General features: G+C 69.7%; 13 protein-coding genes. 6 read left to right on the forward strand and 7 right to left on the reverse strand.

The genetic code is table 11. The annotated features are described in order from the left end of the window. Nucleotides 1–104 precede the first annotated feature (104 nt). Together A605_RS13480 and A605_RS13485 are read left to right on the forward strand one after the other, a co-directional pair. A complete protein-coding gene (locus A605_RS13480; RefSeq protein WP_015402064.1) occupies nucleotides 105–641 on the forward strand; it encodes a TetR/AcrR family transcriptional regulator in 537 nt (178 codons plus the stop codon). Then, on the forward strand, nucleotides 641–1,606 hold the full coding sequence (locus A605_RS13485) for a DMT family transporter (protein ID WP_015402065.1): 966 nt from the start codon (nucleotides 641–643) through the stop codon (nucleotides 1,604–1,606). Before A605_RS13480 ends, A605_RS13485 begins: the two co-directional genes overlap by 1 nt. A 69-nt stretch (nucleotides 1,607–1,675) precedes the next feature. Here A605_RS13485 and A605_RS13490 read toward each other — a convergent pair whose 3' ends face one another. After that, nucleotides 1,676–3,430 carry an alkaline phosphatase D family protein gene (locus A605_RS13490; RefSeq protein ID WP_015402066.1) on the reverse strand — a complete coding sequence of 585 codons (1,755 nt, stop codon included), beginning with the start codon at nucleotides 3,428–3,430 and terminating at the stop codon, nucleotides 1,676–1,678. Between the two features lie 104 nt (nucleotides 3,431–3,534). On the opposite strand from A605_RS13490, the gene A605_RS13495 reads away from it, so the two are divergent. Continuing rightward, a complete protein-coding gene (locus A605_RS13495; RefSeq protein ID WP_244428989.1) occupies nucleotides 3,535–4,236 on the forward strand; it encodes an HAD family hydrolase in 702 nt (233 codons plus the stop codon). 40 nt (nucleotides 4,237–4,276) lie between these two features. Here the strand turns inward: A605_RS13495 and A605_RS13500 are convergent, their stop codons facing one another. The 3 genes from A605_RS13500 to msrA form a co-directional block, all read right to left on the reverse strand. Continuing rightward, nucleotides 4,277–4,759, reverse strand: a complete 483-nt coding sequence (locus A605_RS13500) for a hypothetical protein (protein ID WP_015402068.1) — start codon at nucleotides 4,757–4,759, stop codon at nucleotides 4,277–4,279. Continuing rightward, nucleotides 4,756–7,221: a molybdopterin oxidoreductase family protein gene (locus A605_RS13505; RefSeq protein ID WP_034990959.1), complete on the reverse strand. Its 2,466-nt coding sequence runs from the start codon at nucleotides 7,219–7,221 to the stop codon at nucleotides 4,756–4,758. Before A605_RS13505 ends, A605_RS13500 begins: the two co-directional genes overlap by 4 nt. 241 nt (nucleotides 7,222–7,462) lie before the next feature. Next, on the reverse strand, nucleotides 7,463–8,134 hold the full coding sequence (msrA, locus tag A605_RS13510; RefSeq protein WP_015402070.1) for a peptide-methionine (S)-S-oxide reductase MsrA: 672 nt from the start codon (nucleotides 8,132–8,134) through the stop codon (nucleotides 7,463–7,465). A 268-nt stretch (nucleotides 8,135–8,402) separates the two neighbouring features. On the opposite strand from msrA, the gene A605_RS13515 reads away from it, so the two are divergent. Further along, nucleotides 8,403–9,008, forward strand: a complete 606-nt coding sequence (locus A605_RS13515) for a superoxide dismutase (RefSeq protein WP_015402071.1) — start codon at nucleotides 8,403–8,405, stop codon at nucleotides 9,006–9,008. Nucleotides 9,009–9,106: 98 nt separating this feature from the next. On the opposite strand, the gene A605_RS13520 is transcribed toward A605_RS13515, so the two are convergent. Together A605_RS13520 and A605_RS13525 are read right to left on the reverse strand one after the other, a co-directional pair. After that, nucleotides 9,107–9,703: an LURP-one-related/scramblase family protein gene (locus A605_RS13520; protein ID WP_149029449.1), complete on the reverse strand. Its 597-nt coding sequence runs from the start codon at nucleotides 9,701–9,703 to the stop codon at nucleotides 9,107–9,109. Nucleotides 9,704–9,843: 140 nt separating this feature from the next. Further along, nucleotides 9,844–10,776 (reverse strand): LysR family transcriptional regulator, encoded by a 933-nt coding sequence (locus A605_RS13525; protein WP_015402073.1) that lies wholly within the window; start codon nucleotides 10,774–10,776, stop codon nucleotides 9,844–9,846. A 95-nt stretch (nucleotides 10,777–10,871) separates the two neighbouring features. On the opposite strand from A605_RS13525, the gene A605_RS13530 reads away from it, so the two are divergent. Both A605_RS13530 and A605_RS13535 read left to right on the forward strand, forming a co-directional pair. Beyond that, nucleotides 10,872–12,125, forward strand: a complete 1,254-nt coding sequence (locus tag A605_RS13530; RefSeq protein WP_015402074.1) for an MFS transporter — start codon at nucleotides 10,872–10,874, stop codon at nucleotides 12,123–12,125. A 71-nt stretch (nucleotides 12,126–12,196) separates the two neighbouring features. Then, a complete protein-coding gene (locus A605_RS13535; protein ID WP_015402075.1) occupies nucleotides 12,197–13,594 on the forward strand; it encodes a hypothetical protein in 1,398 nt (465 codons plus the stop codon). 51 nt (nucleotides 13,595–13,645) lie between these two features. Here the strand turns inward: A605_RS13535 and A605_RS13540 are convergent, their stop codons facing one another. Beyond that, nucleotides 13,646–15,220 (reverse strand): TM0106 family RecB-like putative nuclease, encoded by a 1,575-nt coding sequence (locus tag A605_RS13540; protein WP_015402076.1) that lies wholly within the window; start codon nucleotides 15,218–15,220, stop codon nucleotides 13,646–13,648. Nucleotides 15,221–15,230 lie beyond the last annotated feature (10 nt).

Here is a 15,230-nt window from a genome sequence, read left to right on the forward strand (position 1 = left end):
CCGTGTTTCCGGAGGCAGTGCATCCACAAATAATTAGGTAGACTGGTCTACCTAATTACGGGGAGAGGTGGATCATGAGTACAACATCAGCACGGAATCGCCTGATGAAGACTGCGTCGCAGTTGTTCTATGCCAAGGGCATGACAGCGACCGGGATCGACACCATCACCGCGAAAGCGGGTGTGGCGAAGATGAGCCTGTACAATAACTTCTCCTCGAAGGAGGACCTGATGCTGGCTTATATCAACGCCCGACATCAGGAGTGGCTGGAGCTCTACCGCTCCTGTGCGGACAACAACGCCCCTCCGGCCGACGGGGTCCTGGCGGTGTTCGACGCCTACATCGATCATGCGGAGGTCTCCTCGCCGGACGGTTTCCGCGGGTGCGGGCTGCTCAATGCCGCGGCCGAGCTCCCTGCCGGGGCCGCGGGCCGCGAGGCGGTCCGCCGACACAAGGCGGAAGTTCAGTCAATTCTGGCCAGCCACCTCGGTGAGATCACCTCGCGTGAGAGAGCGCAGGAGACCGCCGAACACCTGGCGCTCCTGTTGGAAGGAGCGGTGAGTCTGGCCGGCCTGGACAGTCATCTCGGCCGACTGGAGCAGGCCAGGGACATCGCTCGCCGCATCATCGAGGCCCTGTGATGCGGGACCGGCTCCTGGGCATCGGGGCCATCACCATCACCTCGCTGCTGTGGGGGACGACGGGAACGGCCGCGACCTTCGCCCCCGAGGCCGGCCCCCTGGCCATCGGGGCGGCCAGCCTCGGTATCGGGGGCCTGCTCCAGGCGGTGATAGCCGTGCTCGCGCTGCGCGCCGCCCGTACTTCCCTGCGCTCCCACCGACGGTTGATCATGCTCGGCGCGCTGGCGATGGCGATCTACCCGCTGGCGTTCTACAGCTCGATGCACCACGCCGGTGTCGCAATCGGCTCCGTGGTCTCCCTGGCCTCTGCCCCACTGGCCTCCGGCATACTGGAGCGCATCATCGACCGACGCCGCTTGAGCGCGTGGTGGATGATCGCCGCGGGCCTGGGGATTCTCGGCAGCGTGTTGCTGTGCCTGTCGAAGATGAATGGTCCAGCGGCTGCCACCGTCCCCACCGCCGTGGGCATCGCCCTGGGACTCATCGCCGGGATCACCTACGCAACCTACTCCTGGGTGGTCCACCGGCTGATGACCCAGGGGATCAGCCGATCCGCGTCCATGGGTGCCGTCTTCGGCTGCGGCGGTCTGCTGCTCATGCCGGTTCTCCTGCTCACCGGCGCCCCACTGATCGCCTCGACCGAGGCGCTCCTGGTCGCCGGCTACATGGCCCTGCTGCCCATGTTCTTGGGCTACGTCCTGTTCGGTTTCGGGCTCACCCGCGTGTCCCCCAGCACCGCGACCACTGTCACCCTCACGGAACCGGCCGTCGCGACCATCCTCGCCGTGGTCATCGTCGGGGAGCAACTGGGTCTGCTCGGCTGGGTCGGCCTCGGAATCATCGCCGCCGTACTCCTCATCCTCGCGCTCGCCCCGACCAACTCCACCGGTCCCGCCGGCGCCGCCCCACCACCCCACGGGTCAGAGCAGCCCACCACCTCCGCGCTCACACCACAGCACCGATAACCTCGTCTCCACCTGCCACCTCAACGGTTATCCGGGATTGCTGGCCCCAGGTGCCCACAACGCTATTTCTCATCGGGATCCAGGAGCCGCATTCAAAGATCCACGGTTCGTCCGCGCCGACTCATCAGACCTCGTCTCCCGCAGCCGCGCGCCGTCGTAACGCAGCGTCGGCCCGGCGTGCATCGGGGCGCCCGCGACCGTGATATCGGCGACCCGGTGCCAGGACATCTCGACACCGTCGTGGCGGACGTCGAGCACACTGTAGCCGTGGGCATCGAGCTCCACGTGGGAGATATGGGGGTTGTGCCGCAGCATGTGCGTCTCCGCGCCCCGTGAGACCGGGTTGTCCTCACTGAGGCGGAGCATGTCGTCGATATTCGACGCCGACACCGAGGTGCACACCAGTTCCGCGGCGACGATCCGTCCGGCGTGCTCGATGTGGCTGGCCCACTCCGAGTGGATGTCGCCGGTGAGAAACACCGTGCGCCCGTGCGGGTGCTGGTCGAGCAACTGGGACAGGAGGCGGGCGCGGTCGACGGCGTAGCCGTCCCACTGGTCGGCGTTGACCGGGGTGCCGGCGAGGTCCAGTCCCAGCAGCTCGATAACCGGATCCAGCACCATCTCCTCCAGGGCGAGCAGGTTGAGCGGGGCCATCATCACCGAGGTGCCGATGAGGTTCCAGCGGGCCGACGCCGTGGCCAGCCGGGCGGACAGCCAGGAGAACTGCTCCGAACCCATGATCGTGCGCTCCGTACTGGTGCGCCGGGCCGCGTGCAGCACGCCCGGGGCGCTGCGGTAGCTGCGCAGGTCCAGCATGTGCAGTTCGGCCAGCCGACCGAAGCGCAGGGTGCGGTAGATGCGGCCACCGCGGGAGGGAGAGGTTCCACGCACCGGCAGCCACTCCAGGTAGGCCTGCATCGCGGCGTCGCGGCGGGTACTCCAGTCACCGTCGAGGTCGCCGTGGTTCTCGGCGCCGCCAGACCAGGCGTCGTTGGCGATCTCGTGGTCGTCCCAGGTCACCACCCAGGGAGCGGCGGCATGGGCGGCCTGCAGCTCGGCGTCGCGGCGGTAGTGGCCGTAGCGGGAGCGGTAGTCCGCGAGCGTCCGGATGCCCCAGGTGGGCACGTGCGGGCGGATAATACCGTGCTTTCCGGGGTACTCGCCGGAGGCGTACTCGTACAGGTAATCGCCCATGTGGACGACGACGTCGATCTCCCCGGCCACCGCCCGGCGCGCGATATCGGAGTAGGCGCCGAAGTAGCCGGACTCGTAGTTCGCGCACGAGCACACGGCCAGCCGGAGGGCGTCCGGCTCGGCGTCGTCGGCCGGGGCGGTGCGGGTGCGGCCGGTGCGCGAGACGTGGCCGGCGTGCCCGCCATCGAGGACGGTGAAGCGGAAGAAGTAGACAGTGCCCGGTTCGAGGCCGAAGGGGTCGACGTGGACGGTGTGGTCTTCTGCGGCGGTGGCGGTGACCGTGCCGGAGCGGACGGTCGTCGCAAAGTTCTCGGTGGTGGCGACCTCCCAGCCGACGCGTACGGCCGGGCCGAGACCGGATCCGAGCACCGCCGCGGGATCGGGGGTCACGCGCGTCCACAGGATCACCGAGGTCGGCAGCGGATCACCCGAGGCCACACCGTGCATGAACACCCCGTGCTCGCCGGGGGCGGGTTCGTGCAGTCCGACCGGCTCGGCGTCGGCGAGCACCTGGTGGTTCGAGGCGTGCACGCGATTGATCGAGCTGGGGATGGTGGCCGTGGCCCCCAGCGCGAGTATGCCGCGCAGCAGGCCCCGGCGGCTGAGCCCGCGCTTGCCGTCCTGTGTCACGGCCACATTGTCACCCCCGGCCGGTGCCCTCCGCAGGGCGGGGCGCAAGATTTCACGCGGGTGTAACGGTCCGGTCACCTCGGGGTGAATCTAGAATGACCGGCATGTCACGTCCGCTGGCTCCGCACCACGCGCACGCCGTCCTGTTCGACCTGGACGGCACGCTCGTCGACCACGCGGCCGCCGCCCGCGCGGGGGTCGACCAGTGGTGCGTCGAACTCGGTCTGCCGGCCGGCCAGTGGAACCGGTGGCGGAAGATCGAGCGCCGGTGGTTCACCCGCTTCGAGCGCCGGCAGATATCCCACCTCGGCCAGCGCGTGGAACGGGCCCGGGAGTTCCTCGGCCGGCCCGATCTCAGCGAGGAGGAGGCGCTGCGGCTGTATGAGCGTTACCTGGCGGTCTACCGCGCCAACTGGCGCGCTTACGACGATGCCCGGCCAGCGCTGGAGTCCGCATTGGTCAGCGGCGCGACGGTCGGGGTGCTGACCAACGGCGCGCTGTCGATGCAGACCGCCAAGCTCGAGCGCACGGGCCTGCTTCTCGACGGCGTCGTGGTCCTGGCCGCCACCGACCTCGCGGCGGCGAAACCCCAGCCCGAGGCCTACGCCACGGCGCTGGCACGGCTGGGGGCCGAGGCGGCCGGCTCCGTGCTGATCGGCGACGACTGGATCAATGACGTCGTCGGGGCCCGCCGGGCCGGCATGCGGGGCATGTACCTGGTGCGCGAGGGCCTGCGCCGGGACCGGCGCGCCCCGGTCGATGAGCCGGTGATCGCCTCACTGGCCGAGCTGGAGTGGGCGCGCTGAGCGTCTGCTCCCGTGGGGCCGCCTGGTTCCGGCGGGGAGGTCAGCTGACCAGAATCTGGGTGCAGGCCTCCTTGAGCTTGCCGTTGGCCCACCGCATTTGGCGGAGGTTGTCGGGGTGGCACCGTTTGGTGCAGTCGAGCAGCTCCCGGTTCTTGATGCCCTGGGCCGCCTGCCCCAGCATCTCCCAGTCGACGGAGACCCCCGCGGCCATCGTGTAGACTTCCCGCAGGTCAATCAGCATCGACAGTTCGGGTTCGCTGCGACGCCCGATGAGTTCGCTGCCCCGCTCGCGCAGCTTCTCCGCCCACCCGGGCTCGCCCTCGGGCTCGGGATCGAGATCCAGGCCGAAGTCCCGGCCGATCTCGGCGATCTCGCGCACGTGGTGCTGGGACCACCCGGCCAGGTCGCGGGCGAGATGGTAGATCTCGTGGTCGACCTTGTGTCGTTCGGAGACGTGCAGCAGTTTCTGCGCCAGGTCGTTCTCGGACCGGTGCAGCTCCCGCAGGATCAGGTCGATCTTCATCGGGTCTCTCCCCTCGTCGCCGGGTCAATGTCCTCGTCCGCCACCGCCGAGGCGTCCCCGGCGGTGCCGGCCCCGACGTCCACGAGTGGCGCGGAAGCCGTGTTGGTCGGGGCCGGTGCGGCTCCCGTTCCACCGCTGATCCGCTCAATCCGGGCGGCGGCCGTCTTGAAGATGGGCTGCTTGGACACCGGATCCCAGTCCGTGATGGTCAGTTCGTTGGCGGCCCGGCCCGACCCGTCGGGTTGGTGCCCGGCGTCGGTGTCCCAGTACCCGTAGTGGAACGGCAGGAACAGGACACCGTCACGGATGCCGGTGATCCGCACCCGCGCCTCCACGCTGCCGCGGGGAGTGCTCACCCGGGCGAGGTCCCCCTCCGAGGCCCCGATCCGGTCGGCATCGCCGGCGGAGACCTCGACCCAGACCTCGGGCGCCGCCTTCTGCAGCTGTGGGGCCCGGGCGGTCTTCGTCCGGGTGTGGAAGTGGTAGAGGGTCCGCCCGGTGATCAGCTGCAGGGGGTGATCGGTGCCCGGTGTCTCGTGGGGCGGCATGTACCCGGCGGCCTTCAGGATCGCCTTGCCCGAGGGATTCATGGACCGGTACTCGTCCGGCTCCAGCGGGGCGCCCGTGATCATGTCCTTGCCGTAGCTCTCGCAGTAGTCCGGGGCGGCCCAGAACCGCCCGTTCTCGTAGATGCGCTCGGCGCCGTCGGGGTGCTCCTCGTTGCACGGCCACTGGATGCCGGACTCCCCGCGCAACTTGTCGTAGCTCAGGCCGGTGTAGTCGCACGGTCGGCCCCGGGTGCACTCCTTCCACGCCTCGAACGCCGACTCCGGGTCGTGCCACTTCACCAGTGGCTCCCCGTCCTTGTCCCGCAGGTCCAGCCGGCGCGCGTAGTCGAGGAAGATGTCCAGGTCAGGCTTGGCCTCCCCCGGGGGTTCCACGGCCTTCTCGGACAGGTGCACGGTGCGGTCCACGTTGGTGAAGGTGCCGGTCTTCTCCCCCCACGTGGCCGCCGGCAGCACCACGTCCGCCAGCTGGGCGGTCTCGGAGAGGAAGATGTCCTGCACCACGAGGAACAACCGTTCCTGTTCGAGGATGGACCGGATGCGGCGCAGCTCCGGCAGGGACACGGCCGGGTTGGTCGCGCTCACCCAGAGCATGCGGATCGAGCCGTCCTCCACGTAGCGCATCATCTGCATCACGTGCGTGGGCGGGGAGTAGTGGGGAATGCTCATCGGATCCACGTTCCACACCCGGGCCAGGTCCGCGATGTGGGCGTCATTGGCCCAGTTGCGGAAGCCGGGCAGATCCCCGTCCCCGCCGCATTCGCGGGTGTTCTGGGCGGTGGGTTGGCCGTTCATCTGCAGGATGCCGCAGCCGGGCTTGCCGAGCATGCCGCGGATGAGGTTGATGTTGTTGACCTGAACGGAGGCGGCCGTCGCCTGGTTGGACTGGTAGAAGCCCTGCAGCACGGTGGACAGCAGCCGTTCGGCGGTGCCCAGGATGCGCGCGGCCTCGCGGATCTGCTCGGCGGGGACGTCGCAGATCTGCGCGACCGTCTCCGGACTGTATTCCTTCACCCGTTTCACCAGCTCGTCGAAGCCGACGGTGTGGGCGTCGATGTAGTCGTGATCGACCCAGTCGTGGGCGATGATCTCGTGCAGCAGTGCGTTCATCAACGCGACGTTGGTGCCCGGGCGCGGGGCCAGATGCACTGTGGCGTGCTGGGCCACCTTGGTGGGGCGCGGGTCCACGCAGATGATCTTCGGGGGGTTCGGGCCGGCGAGCCGGTCGAGGACCCGCATCCACAGCACCGACTGCGTCTCGGCCATGTTGTGGCCGTACAGGGCGATGACGTCGGCGTGGTCGATGTCGGTGTAGGAACCCGGCTGGCCGTCCGAGCCGAAGGACTCCTTCAGCGCCGCCGCGGCCGTCGCCGTGCACAGCCGGGTGTTCCCGTCGACGTGGTTGGTGCCCAGGCCCCCGTGGGCGATGATGCCGAGGGTGTAGTACTCCTCGGCGAAGAGCTGACCGGTGGTGTAGAAACCGAGGGCGCTGGGCCCCTGTTCCTCCAGCAGCTCGCGGGTGCGCGTGACGATCCGGTCCATGGCGGTGTCCCAGTCCGTCTCGACCAGCTCCCCGTTCTGCCGGATGAGCGGCCGTGTCAGCCGGTCCGGGGAGGAGTTGGCCTGCCACCCGTACAGGTCCTTCACCCCGAGCCGGCCGTGATTGACGCGGTCCCCGGCGCGGCCGCGGACCCCGACGATCCGGTCGTCCCTGACGCCGACGTCGAGGGCGTCACCGTTGGAATGGAGGATGGAGGCGGTCTGCACCCAGCGGTCCACGTCCCCGGGCGAGAGCCCCTCCTCCAGATGGGAGTCGACCCGCACGGGCCATGACTCCCCCGCAGCGTACGGGGTGCGGGTACCCCATGGTTCGGCAATCCTGTCCCTGCTCGTCATCGAGTCCCCTTCGGTCGTCGATCCGGAAGACATCCGGGTCTGGCTGGTCTGGGCGCGCCATCCGCGTCCGGGTGTGGCCGATATTACATACGGCCGCCCTCCGGCGTCACGGGCCCGGCGGCCCAGGCGCTGGTGGGGACGGGGGTCGGACAGGTGCCGGACATGCCGGAGGCCCGGATGGACAGCTCGTCCACCCGGGCCCCTCGGTCCTCCGGAGACAGGTCCGGGAAGGTTCCGCCTGTCAGGCCGGCAGGCTGCAGGCCACACCCGTGGAGTGGTGCGGGCAGTAGCCGTTGGGCACCTTGTGCAGGTACTGCTGGTGCTCGTCCTCGGCGAGGTAGTACTCGCCGGAGTCGGTCTCCGCCAGCGTCTTGACCTCGGTGGTCACCTCACCGAAGCCGTGCCCCTTCAGCTGCTCGGCGTAGTGGTCGACGATGCGCTGGATCTCGGCCTTCTCGGCCTCGGCGTCATCACCGGTAGTGTAGAACGCCGAGCGGTACTGGGTGCCCACATCGTTGCCCTGGCGGAAGCCCTGGGTCGGGTCGTGAGCCTCGAGGGCGGCGACGATGATCTCCCGCAGAGAGATGCGCTCGGGGTCGTAGACGACCTCGACGACCTCGGCGTGGTTGGTCCGCCCGGAGCAGACCTCCCGGTACGTGGGGTTGAGGGTGACGCCCCCGGCGTAACCGGCCGAGGTGGACTCCACACCGTCCATCTCCCAGTACATCCGCTCGACACCCCAGAAACAGCCGATGCCGACGATCACGGACTTCTGGCCGTCCTTCCAGGGGCCGGTGATCGGGGTGCCCAGCACTGCATGCGGGGCGGGGTCGGGCAGCACCGGATGGCGGCCGCCCTTCAGTGCGTCCTCGGGGGCGACGAGTTCGGGGGTGCGCATGAACATCCAGGACATTTCCTGCTCCGTTCCATCAAAATCGCTACTGTGGGGTCCAGGCGGCGTTGGAGGCCGTGGGCCCGACTTTCTGGGTCCCACTGTACTCGCGTCGCACCGTGGGCCCGGTCGTTGCGACCGGCACCTACACAAACGCATACGTGCCCGCCGATCTTCCAACTGATCGAATTCGGAAACAAATCCGTTGCCGAACGCAAATTCGCACCTATAATCGGCGATACTGCGGTTTCCTTTTATGGGGCCGCGACACCGACGAAAGGATCTGAACATGGCTGTCTACGAACTTCCCGAGCTCGATTACGCCTACGACGCTCTCGAGCCGCACATCTCCGCCGAGATCATGGAGCTGCACCACTCCAAGCACCATGCCACCTACGTCGCCGGCGCCAACGCCGCGCTCGAGGGCCTGGAGGCCGAGCGCAACGGTGACGCCAACCCGGACAAGATCCGCGCCCTGTCCAAGAACCTGGCGTTCAACCTGGGTGGCCACACCAACCACTCCATCTTCTGGAAGAACCTGTCCCCGAACGGTGGTGGCGAGCCGACCGGTGAGCTGGCCGAGGCCATCAACCGCGACTTCGGTTCCTTCGAGAAGTTCAAGGCGCACTTCTCCGCCGCCGCCACCGGCCTGCAGGGCTCCGGCTGGGCCGTGCTCGGCTGGGACCACATCGCCGGCCGCCTGGTCATCGAGCAGCTGACCGACCAGCAGGGCAACGTCTCCATCGACCTGACCCCGCTGCTGATGCTGGACATGTGGGAGCACGCCTTCTACCTGCAGTACAAGAACGTCAAGGCCGACTACGTCAAGGCCGTCTGGAACGTCTTCAACTGGGAGGACGTCGCCGCGCGTTACGCCGCCGCCTCCGCACACTAGGACTGCAGCGGGCCCGGCCCGCACGCATCACGCCCGTCCCACCAGGGGCGGGCGTTTCCGCTTCCCATCCCTCGTGCTCCCCGGCGTCCCGGTGCCGGCTAGTCCCGCTCATCCTTCGCACGGATGAGATCCAGCGCGACCACGCCGCCGATGAATGCCGCCCGAAGACGGAGCGGAGTGTCAGGGGTGAAGGTCAACGAGTACTGGCTGCGCCCGAGCAGAGCGTTGCCGAGTCCCGTCCACTGTCGCGTGACCCGGGCGGGAACCAGCTCGCCGACCCGAAACTCGAAGTCGAAGTCGAAGACGCTGCCGTGCAACTCCACAACGGTGCCGTCGGCCAGGTGCATGTCCACCCGCCGCCGGAAGAAGGTGAACCGCTTACGCAGGTGCGCCAGGGGGCCGCCGTGGGGGTCGGCGAGCTCGAAGGTGTCCCGCCCGAAGTTCACCGTGTCCTCGAGCGAGAGCACCGGCCGACCATCGGCCTCCGTGACGGTGAGACTCCGGCTGCCCGTGAACATCCGGGAGAGCGGTGAACCACCGGTGGTGATGACGCCCACGACGTCGCCCTGTTGGTTGAGGATGTCGAAGTTATTGCTCATGAAGGTGGTGATCTGCTGCATCACCAGGACGGGCTCCTCGAGCAGGGAACGCTGCGGTGGCACAGGATTGTGATGGGGCTCGAAAGGTGTGGCCATACAACAGATTGTGCCGGAGTGCCCCTGGCCCGGCCACCGTCCCACCGGGGAGTCACCGCTCGTATCACCCGTGACACGCCCCGCCCGGAAGCAATCGGGCGAGTGGGCGTTCCGGGCGAGCCGACCCCGGGTGAACCACCTCATCCTCCGGCACGTCGGGAGGTCCAGCCGCCATCCGCCCGGTCAGCCGCCGTCACGAACTCCCGGAACCGGTCGACGGGCGGGGCGGCCCCGGCCCCGGCGCGCCACACCAGCCCCAGTTCGCGGTGGGCCGGCGGGTCCAGTGGGCGCAGGACGATGCCGACGGGCGCGAGGTACGGGTCGTCCAGCGGCAGCAGCGCCACCCCCAGCCCCGCAGAGACCAGACCCGCCACGGTGGTCAGCTCCATGGACTCGAAGACGAGGCGCGGGGTGAAGCCGTGTTCGGCGGCCAACCGGTCGAGCAGGAGGCGGGTGCCGTAGCCGGGGAGCATGCCGATGAAGTTCTCCTCCGCGGCCTCCTGCAGGTTGACGGGTACGGCACCCTCGGCCGCCAGCGGGTGTGCCTCGGGCAGCGCGAGCGCCAGGCGCTGCAGCCGCAGCTGGTGCCAGCCCAGCTCACCTCCCGCCTCCTCCGGGCGGGGACCGACGAGCGCGACGTCGGCGGTGTCGGAAAGCACCCGCCCGACGAGCTGCCGGGCCGCGCCCTGGTGGAGCCGGAACTCGACGTGGGGGTGGCGCGCCCGGTAGTCGCGTAGCAGGTCGGGCACGAGCCAGGTGCCCAGGGAGTGCATGAAGTCCAGGCGCACGACGCCCCGTTCAGGGTCCATCAGGCGGGCGACCTTCGCGACGCCGTCCTCGAGTTCGGCGATCATACGGCGGACGTGCGGGAGGAAGGCGCGGCCGCGGGCGTTGAGGACGAGGCGCCGCCCCGTCCGGTCGAAGAGGGTGGCGCCGGTGAACTCCTCGACGCGGCGGATGCGCCTGGTCAGCGTGGGTTGCGATATTCCCAGGATGGCGGCGGTGTCGGTGAGGTGGCCCGCCTCCGCGACAGCGAGGAAACCGCGCAGATCAGAGGGCCCCGGTTCGGCCATGGGAGACACCCCCCGATTTTTCATGCGGGACATGAATCGGAATCAGCTGTTTCGGTCATTTTACTCATGAGCCCGGGTGGGGGACGATAACAGACATGTCCGTGAGCCCGACCACACCTTCCCTGCCCGCCGGGCTGCGCCGCGGCGAGCGGGACTACCGGCGTGCCGTCCTCGCGATGCTCGCCGCCGGCCTGGCGATCTTCAACACCCTGTACGCCACTCAGGCCCTTCTTCCGATCCTGGTCGAGGACCTCGACATCACCCCGACCGAGGCGGCCCTGACCGTCTCCGCGGCGACCGGCATGCTCGCGGTGTGCGTCGTGCCGGCGTCGATCCTGTCGGAGAAATTCGGTCGCGGCCGCGTCCTCATCGTCTCGGCGGTGGCGGCCACCCTGCTGGGGCTGCTCCTGCCCCTCGCCCAGGACGCCGCGATGCTGATCGCCCTGCGCGCGCTCCAGGGCGTCATGATCGCCGGGGTGCCCGCCGTGGCGATGACGTGGCTGTCCGAGGAACTCCACCCCGACGACCTGGGTCGGGCGATGGGCGTCTACATCGCCGGGAACACGGTCGGTGGCCTGACCGGCCGCCTCATCCCGGCCGGTCTGCTCGAGTTCACGCACTGGCGGTGGGCGCTGCTGGTCAGTGGCCTGGTGGCCCTCGCCTGCGCGGTCGTCATGGTGGTGCTGCTGCCCCGCCAGCGGCGTTTCACTCCGCGGCGGCTCCACCTGCGGGACGAGCTGACGGCGATGGTCGGGCACTGGCGCAACCCGCGGCTGGCGGGCCTGTTCCTGACGGCGTTCATCGGCATGGGGGTGTTCGTCTCCCTCTACAATTTCTTCGGTTTCCGGATGATCGACCACTTCGGCCTTTCCCCCGCGCTCGTCGGCGTCGTGTTCCTCATGTACCTGTCGGGCACCTGGAGCTCCACCCGGGCCGGTGCCCTGACGGAGAGGTACGGACGCGGGCGCGTCCTGCTCACCGGCGCCGCGCTGATGCTGCTGGGGCTGGCGGCCACCGCCGTCGGCTGGCTGCCGCTGGTGCTGGCCGGCCTGTTCGTCTTCACGGCCGCCTTCTTCGCCATGCACTCCACGGCCTCCGGGTGGATCGGGCTGATCGCCACCGACCACCGCGCCGAGGCCTCGAGCATGTACCTGTTCTGCTACTACGTCGGCTCCTCGGTACTCGGCGCGCTGGCGGGTGTCATCTTCGCGCTCCTGCCCTGGGGCGGTTTCGTCCTCGTCCTGGTGGTGGCCCTGGCCCCGGTCATCGGCATCGGTGCGCTGCTGGCCCGCCGCGAGGAGGCCGATGCCGGCGACGGCGCTCCCGCCGTCGGAGGGGCCGGAGGGTAGGTCTGTCCGGAGCGGGTGCTCCCCCTATTCCACGGTTTGTCCGGTAATTAATCTGGAGTAGGTTGAATTCCATGGCTGAGCACGACATGGACAGCGTCCCACCGGCCGCCGATCACACCCCGTCCCCCAAGGGCTGGAGCAGGAGGAACTGGCACCGCCGGGCGAGCAGACCGGTCACCGTCTGGTTGCTGCTGCTCGTCGTCGCCGGGGCGGTCCACACGCTCATCCCCGACTACCGCTGGGTGCTCATCCACATGTTCACCCTGGGCGCGGTGACCAACTCGATCGTGCTGTGGTCCCAGCACCTGACCGAGCGCTTCCTCCACCAGCGGCTCAGTGACGAAGCCCGCCCGTGGCAGCTGCGGCGGATCCAGTTGCTCAACGTCGGCATCGTCGTCACCCTCGCCGGTCAGATCCTGGGCGAGTGGTGGGAGCTGCACTGGACCATCACGCAGGTCGGCGCCCTGATCGTGGGACTGGTGCTGGTGTGGCACGCGGTCTCCCTGGCCCGCCAGTGGGTGCGCTCCGACCGGGGCACGCGCTTCCGCCCGGCGGCGCTGGCTTATGTGGTCTCGGCGCTGTGCCTGCCGGTGGGCGCCGTCATCGGCGCACTGCTGGCCATGAATCCGGCCGTCGGGCTCCACGGCCGGCTGGTGCTGGCCCACCTGGTGGTCAACGTCCTCGGCTTCGTGGGCCTGGCCGCCGCAGGCTCCCTGACGGTCCTGTTCCCCTCCATCTGGCGCACGAGGGGGATCGCCGGACACGGCCGGCCCACCCTCACCCTGCTCACCGTCGGTGTCCTCGTCACCACGTTCGGCGTCCTCGTCGACAGCCTCCTCGCTGCGGGCCTCGGCCTGACGGTCTACGTGGCAGGCTGGCTCGTCAGCCTCTCCGGGTGGCTGCGCAATGTCGGCGAGGTGATGAAGGACCCGCGTGACCGGGTCAACTACGCCTCCGGCTCGGTGCTGCTCGCGGTGCTGTGGCTGGTGGGCACCCTGGTCCATCTGACGGTCCAGGTGTTCCTCGCCGACGGCGGTGTCAGCGGCGTTCCGCTGCCCACCAATCAGCTGCTCATCGGCTTCGCCGCGCAGCTGCTGATCGGGGTGATGAGCTACCTGCTGCCCACCACCATGCACGGTGGCCCCGCCGCCACCCGCGCGGGCCTGAGGGAGGTCAACCGCGGTGGCCTGTACCGCCTCACCCTCATCAACGGTGGCCTGGCCATCTGGCTGGCCACGGACCACTCGTGGCTGCGGGTGGTGTCCTCGATCCTGTGTCTGGGCGCCCTCGCCGTCTTCCTCCCGCTGCTGATCCGTGCGGTGCGCGCCCAGCGCAGGGTGATCACCGGTGAGGCAGATTCCCCGAAGGAGGAGGATCCGACACCGGCGTGGGGGCAGGTCACCGCAGGCGTGGCCACGCTCGCACTGCTGCTCAGTATCTTCGGCGGACTCCAGGGCCCCGGCGCGTGACGACGCCCGCCGCACGGCGCAGAGTGCGCAGCCGCGCACTTCTCAGGGCCACTATTCCCCCAGCAGCGGGGTACCCGGCGCGCCGGCGTCGAGCCAGACGCGGACGGCCGCGGTGGCGCGGCAGTCGTCGCTGTTGTAGCGCAGCAGCCGGGCCCGGGCCCCCTCCGCCTCCGGCCCGCCACTGAGCGCGACCCGACGGGCGTGGATCGACTCCTCGCCGTCGAAGTCCTCGTCGTCCCAGGTGAATCCGGCCTCCGGAGCCACGAGTTTTAGGCCCAGGCCCCGGGGCCCGGCCAGCTGCTCGCGCACGGAACGGAAGATGTCGATCCACTCGTCGGAACCGATGAAGGCGGTGACCTCATCCTCGTCGGGGACGGTGACCTCCCCGAAGCGCCGCCCGGCGAACCGGCGGGCCGACTGCAGCATCCAGTGGTTCTCCCCGTGGGAGGAGTAGCAGTAGGCGGCGAAGGTCTGTCCGGCGGCGTGCGCGGCCGCGCGGCGGCCCATCAGCCAGGCCCAGAACCGGGCGAAGTTCTCCGCCTCGGCGGCGCCGCCGAGTTTCCGCCAGGTGACGAACGGCCGGTACTCGTCGCCGTCGAAGGTGCCCCACAGGTAGGCGCCCTGGTCGAGGTAGGCCTCCATGTCGACGTCGATCTCCACGTCCGCCCGCGGCGCGGTGGCACGGTCGACCCGGCGCAGCAGGGGGATCCCGTCGCGCCACGCCCGGGCGAGCTCGGAGACCTGCCCGGCGGGGGCGTCGATGAGCCCGCTGACGGTGGTGATACCCTCCGCCCGGTGCTTCGCGGCGCGGTCACCGGGGAGAAAGAGACTGATGTCGTCGGTGGCGAGCAGTTCCGGCTCACACAGCGACCAGAAGCGGCAGGAGGCGCACTCCTTGACGCGGCGCGGGGCGTCGGGCAGGGGCGCGGTGAGCGCGGTCGTCAGGGCCTCCTGGTAGCCGCCGGTGCGGGTGATGAAGGCCCGCGTGCGGTCCTGGCCGATGGCCCCTCCCCATCCGCTGTCGAGGCCGACCTCGGCCAGGGCGCGGGCCGCCAGACCGAGCCGGTAGCCGTCGGCGACGTGGTGGCGCTGCCGGAAGGGGGCGTCCATGGGTTCGCTCAGTCCGAGGCGCGAGGTCGCCACCATCGGCATGGTCGAGGCCTCGTGGGGGCGGGCGACGCGGTGGTTGCTGACGATGACCGGCAGGTAGGTCCCGTCGGGGCGGCGGGCGAGGACGTCGACATCCACCCGCCACTCCGCCCCCTCGGAGGTGCCCGTGAAGGTGGCGCCGGTGATCAGGTTCGCCTCCGCGGCGAGAGCCTCGAGCGTGTCGAACTCGGCCTGCTCGAGTTCCTCCTCGGTGGCGGCGCTGACCGGCGGGGCGGGGATGTCGATGCGCAGGAAGCGGCGTGAGCGGCCGTCGCCGAGGGCGGGGCGGGTCGGCAGCGCGTCAAGGACGATCCGGCGCGCCAGGGCCAGGCGCTCGAGGCGGCGGCGGGCTGCCTCGGTGCGCGGCACGTCGGGGTGCCGGCGCCGCTGGACCAGGCGGTATCCGCAGCCCACAAGGTCGGCGGGTTGCAGGCGGTCAGCGACCCGGTCGGCCGTTCCCGACCGCCCGTCATCCACGGCTTCTCCT

This window comes from Corynebacterium halotolerans YIM 70093 = DSM 44683 (assembly GCF_000341345.1).
GTDB lineage: Bacteria > Actinomycetota > Actinomycetes > Mycobacteriales > Mycobacteriaceae > Corynebacterium > Corynebacterium halotolerans.